We start from the raw sequence: 13313 nt of genomic DNA, 5'->3' as shown, positions 1-13313 counted from the left end.
CTAGCGATGCGCACCTACACCCTCGACCAGGCCGCCGCCCTGCTCAACCTGGGGCGCAACACCCTAACCCGCCGGCTACGCCAGGCCGGCATGCTCGGCCCCGACAACCTGCCCGCCGGCGCCTACCGCGGTGGCCGCCTGCTGCGCGTGAAGACCGGCACCTTTCGGCACCCGGTCGCCGGCTGGACCCACTACGGCCGTACCGAAGTCACCGATGCTGGCCTGGACCACATCGCCCAAAAGCTCGGCATCGAGATCGCCCACCTGCCGGTGCTGCACGCCACCCGGCAGCCACCCCGTACCACCCAACCACGCGCCGGCCGCGGCGCCCACTAGGAGAAGGCCCATGCCAATTGCCATCCCGCTCTGGGGCGTCGTGACGCCCGCCGGCGAGCCGATCGTCGGCTCGCTCTACCACACAGCGCACGGCGCGAAGTACCGCTTCTGCGCCTGCCGCAACGTCGAGCCGGAGCGTCACCCCGACTTCTGGCACGAACAGGAAACCAAGGGCTACCGAGTCCGGCAATTCACCCTTCAACACCAGGAGCAAACCCATGGCTGATACCGCGGATCTCGCCGGCGAGATCATCGAAACCTCACTGGCCAGCGCGCTGGCCCGCGCCCAACTGCCCAACACCGTGGCCACCGATCCCTGGTGCGAGGAGTGCGGCGTGGAGATCCCCCAAGCTCGCCGCCTCGCCGCGCCCTGGGCAACCACCTGCATCAATTGCCAGAGCATTCGGGAAAGGAGGGGCAAGCATGCCGCCCGTTAAGGGCGGCCGGCTGGCCAGAACCGCCGCCATGCTCTGCCAGGACGAGCTGTTTCGGCTCTACCTGGATCGGCGCAAGCGGCACAAGTTCGGCCTCACGCCCAGCCAGCTGCCCGACGGTACCCACAACGAACAGGACGCGCGGGACTGGCTCTGCCAGGCCTGCCACATCGAAAGCCGAGCCGAGCTCGATCACAACCCCTACGCCGCCGCCACCTTCGAGGGCATACGCGCCCGCTACGGCAGCTGGCGTGCTACGCAGAGGAGCCAAGCATGAACACCTACTTCGGACTGCTCGCCGAGTTCGACGGTCGCGCCGAGATCCCCCTCGAGGAAGTCGCACCCCGCTACTTCGGCATCAACGCCCGCACCGCCAGCATGCGCGCCGGCGCCCAGGCCCTGCCAGTACCTGTCTACCGCGCCGGCGACTCGCAGAAATCGCCCTGGCTGGTCAGTGCCGTGGATCTTGCCAAGTACCTCGATGAGAAGAGGGACGAGGCACGTCAACTGTGGCAGCGTGTTAATACGTGATGGTAGAAGTGCCAAGGTAGGCTGAGTTAGGCTTACGTTTCGTTACGCCTGGGAGAGCCTGCTTTGAAGCATGTCGCCGCCGCACTCGCTATCAGAGATGGTCATATCCTGCTGGCTCGCAGGGCACCGGGGCAAAGCCTCGCAGGCTTATGGGAATTCCCAGGCGGCAAGCAAGAGCCCAGCGAGACCATTCAGCAATGCATCGAGCGAGAGATCCGAGAGGAGCTCTCGCTATCTTGTAGGGCAAGACAGGTTTTCACCGAGAGTGTCTATCAGTACGAAGCTGGTGCCATCAAACTCATCGGCGTCCTAGTAGACATTAGCCTCGAAGAACCAGGGCTGACGGTCCATGATCGCATCGCGTGGGTCCCTATAGCCGATATGCTGAGCTACGAGCTCGCCCCTGCCGATATTCCCATCGCCAAGGAAGTAATCAATGTCTACGGATAACATAAAAGCGCTTACCCCTGGTGACGTTATCTCGAATGACCAACTGTGCGATATCTTCGGCTGCAGCCCCCAAGGCGGAATGCGGCGAGCCAAGAAGACCAATACCCTCGTCATCGTCACGAACCACATCGAGTCGATCTATGAAGATCGCTGGGAAGGCGATGTTATCCACTACACCGGCATGGGTCAGACCGGTGAAATGGAACTCAATTTTGCTCAGAACAAGACCCTGAATGAGAGCCCCGGCAATGGTGTAGCGGTGCATCTCTTTGAAGTATTCAAGCGCAAGGAATACACCTATGTAGGCGAGGTCGTCCGCATCTCGCCCCCCTACCAGGCGACTCAACCCGACGCGAATGGTAACGAGCGGAAAGCCTGGCTGTTCCCGCTTCAGCTCAGGTCATCCCGCTTACCGGTTATGGATCAGGAAGCGGCCAAGCAAGCATTCGAGAAAAAGGAAAGGGAAGCCACAAAGCTTTCTGACGAGGAGCTTCGCCAGCGTGCCATAAACGCTCCAGCGCAGACAGGCAGTCGCCCAACCATTGCGACGCAGTACGGGAGATCACCCTACGTGGCTGAGTACGCCAAGCGACGTGCCCGGGGGATTTGTGATCTATGCAAAGAGCATGCGCCCTTTCATACCAGGAATGGAAGACCTTACTTGGAGTGCCACCACATAGAATGGCTAGCTGCTGGTGGAGAGGACACTATTGAAAATACTGTAGCCCTTTGTCCAAATTGTCATCGCAAAATGCATGCCCTCAACCTGCCAGCAGACATCAAGCATCTCCAATCAATAGCTAAGAGCAGATAAGTCACCTCAACTTCAGCTTTTCGGGGCGTAGGTGCGTATACCGCTTCAGTACGTCCCAGCTCTCGTGCAGCGTGAACTGCTGCACTTCCACGATTTCATACCCCGCTTCGAACAGCCGCGACGTCGCCTCATGGCGCAGATCGTGGAAGCGTAAATCCTCGATGCCGCAAGCAGCCGTGGTCGCCTGCCATCGTGTACCGATCGATTTAGGGTTGTAGGGGAAGATCCTGTCTTCCCCCGCCGCCCTGGGCTGCCGCTTGATGATGGCCATCGCCTCATGTGTCAGCTTGAAGCGCTTATGGTTGCCCCACTTCTGCCGGGGATGCTTCGCATCGCGCACCCAGCAGGTCATGGCCTCTTCATCCAAGTCGGACCACTGGATCCGGGTGATCTCCTCACGGCGCCTCGAGGAAGCAATAGCAAAGTCCATAATGTCTTCCATCGGGATAAGGGCGGTAGGCCGGATGCGCTGTGACCGACGAAAATAGCCGCGGATCCGCTCAAGCTCAGCATCCGTTGGCCGCCGGCTTCGAGCGGTGGGGTTGCCGATCAGCCCTTTGCTACGCAGCAGCAGCTTGGCCGCTTCGAAGTCGTTCAGGTTCACCGGCATCTTCCAGGCGGCCGCGGCCGTCTTGAGGATGATCCCGATCCAGACAATGTCCTGGTTTACGGTGGCGGGCTTGATGCCGCTATTCTTGCGCATCACCGCATGCTCGATGATCTGTTCGCTGCCAAGCTCGTTTATCATCACCCGCGAAATCGGGAATCGCTGCAGTTGCTTGATCGTGGCGAGCTTGCTGCGGCCGGCATCTTGGGCGAACTCGTGCAGGTAGCGCTCTATGGCGTCGTTCAATGTCACGCCACGCCATTTGGCCGTCAGGATGCCGCCAGGCTGCATTAGCTCGAGCTCACGACGCTTGGCCCACTCCTCGGCCATGGCCTTTCTGGGGAACGTCCGCGATTCGGAGTGGTCTTGTTGTCCACGCCGAGCGATGCGTATCTGGGCCATGTATGAGAAACTGCCGTCCTTTTTCCGACGCTTCCTGATCGTCGCCACGCGCATCCTCCGATGTACCAAATCGCCAGTGCCTCGTGTGCCAAAAATGTACCAAGCAATAGCGCAAAACGAGGCATGAACACTGTAAATATGAACAGTTATGAATGAGAAGGCAACCGCCACAACCCGCATGAATACTGGCACGACGCGCCCTAAGCTGGATAGGACGTTCTCCGTAGCGCCGATGATGGACTGGACCACCCGCGACTACCGTGCCTTCGCCCGCACCCTGACCCGTCAGGCGCTGCTGTATACCGAGATGGTGACCACCGGGGCGATTCTGCACGGCAGCCCGCGGGAGCGATTCCTCGGCTACGGCGAGGTGGAGCACCCCATCGCGCTGCAGCTGGGCGGCAGCGACCCGGGCGAGCTGGCCGAGTGCGCGGCGATCGCCGAGGAATGGGGCTATGACGAGGTGAACCTCAACGTCGGCTGCCCCAGCGACCGGGTGCAGAACAACCTGATCGGCGCCTGCCTGATGGGCCACCCCGAGAAGGTGGCCGCGGCGGTACGCGCGATGCGCGAGGCGGTGAGCATTCCGGTCACGGTGAAGTGTCGCATCGGTATCGACGATCAGGACGAGGACGCCGATCTGGAGCGCTTCATCGCCACGGTGGCGGACGCCGGCTGCGAGACGTTCATCGTGCACGCGCGCAAGGCGTGGCTGCAGGGGCTCTCGCCCAAGGAGAACCGCGACATACCGCCGCTGAATTACCCGCGGGTGCACCGCCTCAAGGCCAGCCGGCCGGCGCTGCACGTCGGCATCAACGGCGGCATCAAGACCCTCGACGAGTGTCGCGAGCAGCTGGCTCACGTGGACAGCGTGATGGTCGGCCGCGAGGCCTACCAGAACCCGTGGCTGCTGGCCGAGGTGGATGAGGCGCTGTACGGCGTGCCCGGCCCGGCCGCGAGCCGGCATGCCGCCGCCCGCGCCTTCCGCCCCTACATTGCCCGCCGGCTCGAGGAGGGCGCCAAGCTCAACCACGTCACCCGCCACCTGCTGGGCCTGTTCCAGGGCCAGCCGGGCGGACGCCGCTTCCGCCGCCACCTCTCCGAAAACGGCCATCTCGACGGCGCCTGCCTGCGGGTCTTCGACGATGCGCTGAGCCTGGTGCCGGAGAGAGACGAGAGCGCCGCCAGGCCCTGCCTTGCCGAGGCGTGATCAGTAGAGCGGGTCGGGTGGCGGCTCGAGGCTGGAGTGGAAGGTCTCGATGGCGCTCTCGGCCTCCTCGATGGCATCGAAGCGGGCGATGTGGAACAGCGCCTCACCCTCGTTGGCCAGCGGCAGCCGGCTCATGCCGATCACGATGCCGTCGGCCATGGCCTTCACACTGGCCTCGGCGTTGCCGAAGGGGTCCGCCACCTTCCCCAGCACGTCACCCTTGCTCACCCGCGCGCCGAGGCGCACCTTGGGACGCAGGATGCCGTCGATGGGCGCTCGCGCCCAGCTCGAACCGTTGGCCAGTTCGGCCGCCGGGGGCGGCCGGCGGCGATGCTCACCCGCCAACATGCCCAGCCGCCGCATGACCCGCAGCACGCCACGCACCCCCGGGGTAATCGCCCACTCGTCAAAACGCAGCGCCTCGCCGGCCTCGTAGGTCAACACCGGGATACCCCGCGTCTGGGCGTAGTGGCGCAGGCTGCCCTCGCGCAGTTCCGCATTGAGAATCACCGGCGCGCCGAAGGCGTTGGCCATGCGCTCGGTCTCGCTTCCCGGGCTCAACTGGGCGCGAATCTGCGGCAGGTTGGTGCGATGGATGGCCCCGGTGTGCAGATCGATGATGTGCGTGGCGTGATCGACGATCTGCTCTCGGAACAGCGCCGCCACCCGTGCCCCCAGCGAGCCCGTTTCGCTGCCGGGGAAGCAGCGGTTGAGGTCGCGCCGGTCGGGCAGGTAGCGGCTGTGCTGCATGAAGCCGAACACGTTGACGATAGGCACGGCGATCAGCGTGCCGTTGAGCCCCTGAATCTGGCGCGAGCGCATCAGCCGGCGCACGATCTCGACGCTGTTGATCTCGTCGCCATGAATACCACCGCAGACCAGCATGACCGGTCCCTGGCGGCGACCATGCACCACCTCGACGGGGATGTGCAGCGGAGCATGAGTGTAGAGTCGCGCTACCGGCACGTCGACTTGAAGGCGGCTGCCGGGATTGATCCTGATGCCGTTGAGCTCAAAAGATGCGCGGGGCATGGGCCCTTCCAGAAGCAGAACAGTGTTCGACCCGTTATACCTTGCCACTGCGTGGAATACGAGGGACAGGGGGCGATGGCGTCACACCGGAAAGCATGACATACATATACGAATGTAAGCGACTCATGCTTGGGTTAGAATGACAAAAACATTGCAGTGCCGAGGAGAACCGCCCCACCATGGCCCGACGTACCAAGGCAGAAGCCGCCGCCACACGCGAAGCCCTGCTCGATGCCGCCGAGGCTGTCTTCCTCGAACGTGGCGTGGCCCGCACCTCGCTGGAGCAGATCGCCCGCGAGGCCGGTATGACCCGTGGCGCCGTGTACTGGCACTTCAAGAACAAGGCCGACCTGTTCCGCGCCATGCTGCAGCGGGTACGCATGCCGTTCGAGGAACTGGTCGAGGAGATCGGCGACCCGGAACTCGCCAACAAACCACTGGAAGCCATCCGTCAGGCCTGCTTGAGCGGTTTCGCGCGCCTCGAGCAGCCGCGCTATCGCCGCGTGCACGCGATCCTGATCCACCATTGCGAAACCTTCGCCGAGATCGACCCGCTGGCGATGCAGAACGAGATGGCCGAGGAGGCCTGCGGCGCCCTGCTCGGCTATTTCACCAGTGCCGCCCGCATGGGCCATCTGCGCCAGGACCTCTCACCCGAAGTGGCAGCCAGGTTGCTGCAGGCCATCCTCGGCGGCCTGTTCCACGATTGGCTGCGCAACTACGAGACCTTCAGCCTGCAGGAGCGAGGCGCACAGCTCATCGAAACGCAGCTGCGGCTGCTGCGCTCTTCCTCGTAGGAACGAGGTTACAAGGGCGCCTGAGCGCCGCCATGTCCCGCCCCGGTGCCGCCGCGGGCCAGGCGCATCCGCCGCAGGTGCTCGCGCGCCTCGCAGTAGCGGCGCTGCGCCACGCTGCGGTAGGCGCCCTCACCGGCCACGTACTTGACCAGTACCCGCCGCTCGCCCGGAAGGGGCAGGTCGTCGGGCTTGGCGTGCAGGCGAACCTCGCACGCCGGGTCGTCGTCCAGGGTGGCCGTGGCCCAGCCCTGCGCATCGGGCGCGGAGCGTACCTGCACGACTTCGCCCAGCAGGCAGCGCGGCTGCGCCTGCGCCAGCCGATGCAAGCGGCGATGCAGCGCATGGCACAGGCCCGCCGCCACGGGCGAAGCAAGCACGAAGGCCGCCCACAGCGCCGCCACACCCACCGGAATGCGGAATAGCCCCAGCGGCAACCAGCGCAGCACGGCCAGCTCGATCGTCAGCGTGATCCCCCCCGCCAGTGCCAACAGCACGCTAAGGGCAAAGGTCACCGGTACGCCGGCGAAGCCCAGCGCCACCATGGTGCTTGCCAGATGATCCCCCTTCAGGCTGTCGCGGGCGAACAGTTCCAGCGGCGCCAGGCGCAGCAGCACCAGCAGCCAGTAGAGCAGCACCAATGGCAGCAGGGCGCTGAAGACGACGACAGGAAAACTCAGGGCGATCTGACGCAGCGCTTCCATGACGGCCTCCTTACGTTCTCGCTCGGCTCACCATCAGCCTAGCCCATGGGGCCCCGCGTCGGACATGCTGCCGCTCACGCAATGAAACGGGGCGCCATCCCGCAGGATGGCGCCCCGTCAGCTGCCGGCGGCATGATGGCCGCTCAGTGCTCGGCTGTCATCTCGCGCCGGCCCCACAGCCGATGGCGGAGCCAGTCGGAGATGCGGGCGATCACGGCGTAGAAGCTCGGTACGAAGAGGCTGCCGAGCACCGCCACCGAGGCCATACCCACCGCCACGGTGGTGCCGATGTGGTGGCTGCTGACGTCGCTCGCCCCGCTCGCCAACGCCAGCGGCAGGGTACCGAAGATGAATGCCAGCGAGGTCATCACGATCGGCCGGAAGCGCAGCTCGGCCGCGGTGATGGCCGCCTCGCGGATCGACTTGCCCTGCTCCCTGCGCTGCAGCTCGGCGAATTCGACGATCAGGATAGCGTTCTTGGCCGCCAGGCCCACCACCACCAGCATGCCGATCTCCACGTAGACGCTGGTGTCGAGCCCGCGCAGGACAATGCCGCCGATGCCGCCGAGGAAGGCGAAGGGCGTCGCCGTGAGCACCGCCAGCGGCAGCGACCAGCTCTCGTACTGCGCCGCCAGGATCAGGAATACCATCAGGATGCCGAACACGATGGCCAGCGTGGCGGTATTGCCGAGCTGGCTCTCCTGGTAGGCGGTGCCGGTCCAGCCCATGCCCCAGCCGCCGCCGAGGGTCTCCTCGACGATCTCGTCCATGGCGGCGATCGCCTGGCCCGAGCTGTAGCCCGGCGCGGGGCCGCCCTGGAACTGCGCCCCCAGATAGACGCCGAAGCGCGATACCACCGCCGGCTTGGCCTGGCGCTCGAGCGTGACGAACTCCGAGAGCGGGATGCGCTCGCCGTTGCCGCCGCGCACGTAGACGCTGCTGACATCGTCCGGGGTCTTGCGGAAGTTGTCCTCGTTCTGCAGGTAGACCTGAAAGTTGCGGTTCTGGTAGCTGAAGAAGTTGACGAAGCCGTTGCCGAAGGTGTTCGACAGGGTCGCGTTCAGATCTTCCAACGCCACGCCGTAGCTCAGCGCCTTCTGCTGGTCGATCACGGCGCGATAGCCCGGCACGTTGACGTTGAAGGTAGTGAACACCTGCTGCAGGGCGGGATGCTGGTTGGCCGCCTGCATCACCTGCACCGAGGCCTGGAACAGCTCCTGCGGCGAGGCCCCCTCGAACGACTGCAGGTAGCCGGTGAAGCCACCGGTGGTGGAGAGCCCCATGATCGGCGGTACGTTGAATGCCATGGCCGAACCGCCCGGGATCTCCGCGCCCAGCTGCATGATCCGCCCCACCAGTTGGGTCGCGGTCAGCTCACGCTCGTCCCAGGGCTCCATGTTGATGAACATGATCCCCCGCGCGGTGTTGACCGAGCTCGAGAGAATGTCGTAACCGGCCACGGCGGTGGAGTACCGCACCCCGGGAACCTCCTCGATGCGCGAGCTGAGCTCGTCCATGTAACTCTGGGTGCGCGCCAGGGAGGCGGAGTCGGGCAGCTGGACGCTGGCCAGCACGATGCCCTGGTCGGTCTCGGGCACCAGGGTCGAGGGCGTGATCTGGTAGAGCCACCAGGAAGCGCCGATGACCAGCGCCGTCAGCAACAGCGCCAGCCCCCAGAAGCGCACCAGCACCTTGACCAGCCACATGTAGACGGCGGTCACGCCGGCGAACAGTCGGTCGAACAGCCGTAGCGGGGTATTGAGTGCCCGCTTCAGCCGGGACTCCCCCACCCCCTTCGGCTTGTGCTTGATGAACAGCGCCGAGAGCGCCGGGGTGAAGGTCAACGCCATCAGCGCCGAGAAGGCCACCGAGACCGCCACGGTGATCGCGAACTGCTGGTAGATCTGGCCGGTGAAGCCGCCGAGGAAGGCCACCGGCACGAATACCGCCGCCATGATCAGCGAGGTGGCGATGACCGGGCCGCCCACTTCCTTCATGGCGCGGATGGTCGCCTGGGTCACCGTGATCTCGTCGTCCTCGCTGAGCACGCGCTCGACGTTCTCCACCACCAGGATGGCGTCGTCGACCACGATGCCGATCGAGAGCACCAGCGCGAACAGCGTCAGCAGGTTGATCGAGAAGCCGAACAGGTAGAAGCCGGCAAAGGTGGCCAGCACCGACACCGGCACCACCGACATGGCGATCACCGTGAAGCGCCAGTTCTGCAGGAAGATGAACAGGATCACGCCGACGATCAGGAACGCCTCGATGAACACCTTGGTCACCGTGTCCACCGAGGCGCCGATGAACAGCGTGGTGTCGTAGGGCACTACGTATTCGAGCCCGGGAGGGAAGCGCGACTCCAGCTCGGCCATGGTGTCCTGCACCGCCTGGGCCGTTTCCAGCGCGTTGGCACCCGGCTGCTGGTTGATGATGATCGGCGTCATGGTGGCGCCGTTCAGGCGGGCCTGAACGCCGTAGTAGGAGGCCCCCAGCTCGATGCGCGCCACGTCGTCCAGGCGCAGCGCAGAGCCGTCGGGATTGGAGCGCAGGAAGATATCGCGGAAGTCCTCGACATCGCTGAGGCGCCCGCCGGCGGTGATGGTATAGGTGAACGCACGGGGATCGCGCTGCGGCGTGGCCGCCAGGTTGCCCGCCGGCACCTCGGTGTTCTGGGCGCGAATGGCCCTGGCCACTTCGGTGGGGGTCAGGTCGTACTGGGCCAGCTTGTCGGGGTCCATCCACACGCGCATGGCGAACTCGCCGCCGCCGAGCACTTCGGCCTCGCCCACGCCGGGCACCTGGCGCAGCTCGTCGAGGATGTTGAGCGTGGCGTAGTTCTGCATGAAGACGTTGTCGTAGTCGCCCTGCGGCGAGATCAGCGACACCAGCATCAGGATCGAACTGGAACGCAGCTCCACCGTCACGCCCTGGGCCTGCACCGCCTCGGGCAGGCGCGACAGTGCGCCCTGCACCCGATTGTTGACGTTGATCGTGTTGATGTCGCCGTCGGTGCCGATGTCGAAGGCCACGTCGAGGCTCATGGAGCCGTTGTCGCCGCTGGTCGAGGTCATGTAGAGCATGTCCTCGACGCCGTTGATCGCTTCGGCCAGCGGTGCAGCCACCGTCTGCGCCACCGTCTCGGCATCGGCCCCCGGGAACTGGGCCCGCACCGACACCGTGGGCGGCACCACGCTGGGATACTGCTCGATGGGCAGCACCCGCATGCTCACCACCCCCATCACGGTGAGGATGATCGCCAGCACCGTGGCGAAGATCGGGCGCTTGATGAAGAAGTTGGAGAAATTCATGCGTCGTCCTCACCGCCCTCGGCGGCATCCTCCCCAGGCATGGCCTCGGCGGCTTCCTGCTCCTGCATGGCCTCGGCGGCCTGTCGCTCCGCCTCGGCTTCGGCCTGCTCGACCTCTTCGACCAGGGTCTCGGCATCGCCTTCGAAGGGCCGGGGGTCGATGGGCGTGCCGGGTTCGATGCCGGCCGGGTCGCCCACCACCACCCGCTCGCCGGGCTCCAGGCCGCCGCGGACGATCTGCCACGGGCCCGCCACTTCACCGAGCTCCACGGTGCGCGAACGGGCCACGTCGTCCTCGTCGAGCACGAACACCTGGGGCCCCATCAGGCCCTGGGTCACGGCGATCTCGGGTACCGCCAGCACGTCGAAGCGCTTGAGCCCCTCGAGGCTGACGCGGGCGAACTGGCCGGGCAGCACTCGGGTGTCGGGATTGGCGAAGGAGGCGCTCGCCTGGACCGTGCTGGTGCGTTCGTCCACGCGCGAGCCGAGGAAATCGAGCTGGCCTTCGAGTTGCTGGGCGGCCGCGCCGCTACCGCCGGGAACGTTCAACGTGGCACGTATCGACTCGCCGCCGCGGCCGTTCAGCTGCTGGCGCAGCTCGAGAGCGTCGCGCTGGGGCAACTGGAAGCGCACCTCCAGCGGATCCAGCGGAGTGATGGTAGCCAGGACGGTACCGGGGCTCACCAGGTTGCCGACATTGATCTGCGCCAGGCCGATCACGCCCGACACCGGCGCAGCGACCTCGGCGTAGGCCAAGTCGATGCGGGCGCTGGCCAGCGCCGCCTCGGCCTGGGCCACGGCAGCGCGCGTGACGCCCAGCTCCGCGCGCGCCTGGTCGACCTGCTGCTGGCTCACCGAGTTCTGGCTCAGCAGGCGCTCGAAGCGCTCGGCGTCGCGCTGGGCACGGGACAGTTCGGCCTGGGCGCTCTGCAGGTTGGCCTCGTGCTGGTTCACCGCCGCCTGGTAGACGTCGGGCTCGATGGAGAAGAGCCGCTGGCCTCTCTCGACCTGCTCGCCGGGCTCGAAATGGCGCTCCTCGAGATTGCCCGTGATGCGCGCCACGAGGGTAACCTCGTCGTCGCTGCGCAACAGCGACGGGTAGGACTTTTCCAGTGCGATGTCCTGACGCTCGATCGCCACGACCTCGACGGGATGCGGCTGGCGCTGCGCGGCCGCCTGCTGCTGCGCCTCGGGGTTCTCTTCCTGGCCACAGGCGGCCAGCAACAGACTGGCGGCCAGCACCATCAGCGTGGCCCGGCCAAGTCGAGAGGTTCTTTTCATGATGTGCGTCGTTCCCGTGGAGTCGTCAAGGTTCGACAAATTTTACATTCATGCCTGTATGGATGTAAATCGAGAAGGCTCAGTCGCCACGTGGCCGGCTGCGCAGAATGCGCCCTTCGGGATGCTCCTCGAAGCGGCCGCCACGGCCACTGCCTACCACGTCGTCGCGCCACATCTCGCCACGCTGGCGCGGGGCCAGCGGCGCGGGGCGTGGCGGCTCGACAGGTCGGGGGGCCTGCCCCCAGGAGAAGTAGGGATCGAACAGCGCCCAGGGCAGCTCAACGGTAAAGCCGGGGTCCCGACGGTGCCGGCGCCAGTGCTCACGATGCCAGGCCATCGGCGAGACCACCGGTTGGAATCCGGACACATGGAGTCGTTCACCAGGCCCGGAGGCCATGGCGGTCCCCCACACGGCGAGCCAAGCCGCCAGTATCGGTGCCAACCGGCTGGTTCGCTGCAACCGCAACAGGTCGTTCATCGCCTTTTTCTCCCCGCCGATGGCCATGGCAAGCATGCTCGGCCAGGTTTCCCAGTATAGGCCGGCTATCGATCGACATGTTCGAGAGCAGCCACCGCCCGTTCGACACCGCCGCGATAACCGCCGCCGAACAGCAGCAGGTGATTGAGCAGCGGATAGAGCTGGAACAGCGACTCGCGTCGCGGCCAGTCGGTCGGCTCTCGGCCCTCCCAGTAGGCCTCGAAGAACGCCTCGCCGGGCGAGCCGAACAGCGTCAGCATGGCCAGGTCCACCTCGGGGTAATGGCGATACACCGCCGGGTCGATGATCGCCGGCCCCCGCGGCGTGTAGAGCACGTTGCCCGACCACAGATCACCGTGCAGCAGGCAGGCCGGCGCATCGGGCAGCCAGGTCTCCAGTGCCTGCGCCACGGCTTCGATGCGCCCGAGTAGCCGGCTCTCCATCAGGCCGCGCTCGTGGCAGGCCCGGGCCAGCGGCAGCAGGCGCCGCTCGCGCTGGAACTCACGCCCGTCGGCGAGTGGCGCATTGGGTTGCGGCGTGCGTCCGCAGGCATTGTCCCTCGGCCAGCCATGCTCGCCGGCGGTGTGAGCGTGCAGTTGGCGAAGCCCCTCGCCCAGCGCCGCGGCAGCGCGCGGCGTACGCGCCCCCGCTTCGAGCGCCTCAAGAATCAGCCAGCCGCCGTCGACGCCCAGCACCTCGGGCACGATCAGAGCGCTTTGCGCCTTGCGCAAGGCGAGCAGGCCATCCGCCTCGCCTGCCACGCGCCTGGGGTCGTCGCGCTTGACCACTACCGCCCCCTGCGACGTTTCCAGTCGGTAGACGGCAGCGATGTCGCCGCCCCCAAGCGTTTGCAGTTCCCCCCGGGAAGAGAGCCCCAGGGCGTCCAGCAGGTCAGCCAGCGTTCGTTCCATGATGTCTCCTTGCCGATCG

General features: G+C 65.8%; 16 protein-coding genes. 9 read left to right on the top strand and 7 right to left on the bottom strand.

Features of this window, described 5'->3' with window-relative positions:
* Positions 1-6 precede the first annotated feature (6 nt).
* The 7 genes from I4484_RS06770 (at position 7) to I4484_RS06740 (ending at position 2565) form a co-directional block, all read left to right on the top strand.
* Positions 7-336, top strand: a complete 330-nt coding sequence (locus I4484_RS06770; protein WP_197450222.1) for a phage antirepressor KilAC domain-containing protein — start codon at positions 7-9, stop codon at positions 334-336.
* A 10-nt stretch (positions 337-346) separates the two neighbouring features.
* Positions 347-562: a hypothetical protein gene (locus I4484_RS06765; protein ID WP_197450221.1), complete on the top strand. Its 216-nt coding sequence runs from the start codon at positions 347-349 to the stop codon at positions 560-562.
* Positions 555-773, top strand: coding sequence for a TraR/DksA C4-type zinc finger protein (locus I4484_RS06760; protein ID WP_197450220.1), 219 nt, complete (start codon positions 555-557; stop codon positions 771-773). The genes I4484_RS06765 and I4484_RS06760 overlap by 8 nt, the downstream gene beginning before the upstream one ends.
* A complete protein-coding gene (locus tag I4484_RS06755) occupies positions 760-1047 on the top strand; it encodes a hypothetical protein (RefSeq protein ID WP_197450219.1) in 288 nt (95 codons plus the stop codon). Before I4484_RS06760 ends, I4484_RS06755 begins: the two co-directional genes overlap by 14 nt.
* Positions 1044-1301 (top strand): pyocin activator PrtN family protein, encoded by a 258-nt coding sequence (locus tag I4484_RS06750; RefSeq protein ID WP_197450218.1) that lies wholly within the window; start codon positions 1044-1046, stop codon positions 1299-1301. The genes I4484_RS06755 and I4484_RS06750 overlap by 4 nt, the downstream gene beginning before the upstream one ends.
* A gap of 63 nt (positions 1302-1364) precedes the next feature.
* The gene (locus tag I4484_RS06745; RefSeq protein WP_197450217.1) at positions 1365-1751 is read left to right on the top strand and encodes a (deoxy)nucleoside triphosphate pyrophosphohydrolase; all 387 of its coding nucleotides are present in this window, start codon (positions 1365-1367) and stop codon (positions 1749-1751) included.
* Positions 1738-2565: an HNH endonuclease signature motif containing protein gene (locus tag I4484_RS06740; protein WP_197450216.1), complete on the top strand. Its 828-nt coding sequence runs from the start codon at positions 1738-1740 to the stop codon at positions 2563-2565. Before I4484_RS06745 ends, I4484_RS06740 begins: the two co-directional genes overlap by 14 nt.
* Position 2566: 1 nt before the next feature.
* Here the strand turns inward: I4484_RS06740 and I4484_RS06735 are convergent, their stop codons facing one another.
* Positions 2567-3622, bottom strand: a complete 1056-nt coding sequence (locus I4484_RS06735; RefSeq protein ID WP_197450215.1) for a site-specific integrase — start codon at positions 3620-3622, stop codon at positions 2567-2569.
* A 100-nt stretch (positions 3623-3722) separates the two neighbouring features.
* Here I4484_RS06735 and dusA point away from each other — a divergent pair, with 100 nt between their 5' ends.
* A complete protein-coding gene (dusA, locus tag I4484_RS06730; protein ID WP_197450214.1) occupies positions 3723-4784 on the top strand; it encodes a tRNA dihydrouridine(20/20a) synthase DusA in 1062 nt (353 codons plus the stop codon).
* Here dusA and I4484_RS06725 read toward each other — a convergent pair whose 3' ends face one another.
* The gene (locus I4484_RS06725) at positions 4785-5816 is read right to left on the bottom strand and encodes a succinylglutamate desuccinylase/aspartoacylase family protein (protein ID WP_197450213.1); all 1032 of its coding nucleotides are present in this window, start codon (positions 5814-5816) and stop codon (positions 4785-4787) included.
* 179 nt (positions 5817-5995) lie between these two features.
* On the opposite strand from I4484_RS06725, the gene I4484_RS06720 reads away from it, so the two are divergent.
* On the top strand, positions 5996-6613 hold the full coding sequence (locus I4484_RS06720) for a TetR family transcriptional regulator (RefSeq protein WP_197450212.1): 618 nt from the start codon (positions 5996-5998) through the stop codon (positions 6611-6613).
* A gap of 8 nt (positions 6614-6621) precedes the next feature.
* Here I4484_RS06720 and I4484_RS06715 read toward each other — a convergent pair whose 3' ends face one another.
* From I4484_RS06715 to I4484_RS06695, 5 genes are all read right to left on the bottom strand, one after another.
* Complete coding sequence (locus I4484_RS06715; RefSeq protein ID WP_197450211.1) at positions 6622-7314, bottom strand: hypothetical protein; 693 nt, start codon at positions 7312-7314, stop codon at positions 6622-6624.
* Between the two features lie 143 nt (positions 7315-7457).
* Entirely contained in the window at positions 7458-10625 is a 3168-nt protein-coding gene (locus tag I4484_RS06710; RefSeq protein ID WP_197450210.1) for an efflux RND transporter permease subunit, read from the bottom strand.
* Positions 10622-11905, bottom strand: coding sequence for an efflux RND transporter periplasmic adaptor subunit (locus tag I4484_RS06705; RefSeq protein WP_197450209.1), 1284 nt, complete (start codon positions 11903-11905; stop codon positions 10622-10624). Before I4484_RS06705 ends, I4484_RS06710 begins: the two co-directional genes overlap by 4 nt.
* Before the next feature lie 79 nt (positions 11906-11984).
* Entirely contained in the window at positions 11985-12383 is a 399-nt protein-coding gene (locus I4484_RS06700) for a hypothetical protein (RefSeq protein ID WP_197450208.1), read from the bottom strand.
* A gap of 65 nt (positions 12384-12448) precedes the next feature.
* Entirely contained in the window at positions 12449-13294 is an 846-nt protein-coding gene (locus tag I4484_RS06695; protein WP_197450207.1) for a fructosamine kinase family protein, read from the bottom strand.
* Positions 13295-13313: the final 19 nt, after the last annotated feature.

This window comes from Halomonas sp. SS10-MC5 (genome assembly GCF_015992245.1).
Taxonomy (GTDB): Bacteria; Pseudomonadota; Gammaproteobacteria; order Pseudomonadales; family Halomonadaceae; genus Halomonas; species Halomonas sulfidoxydans.
Note: the sequence above shows the minus strand (reverse complement) of the source record. Positions and strands in the feature narration are given on the sequence as shown.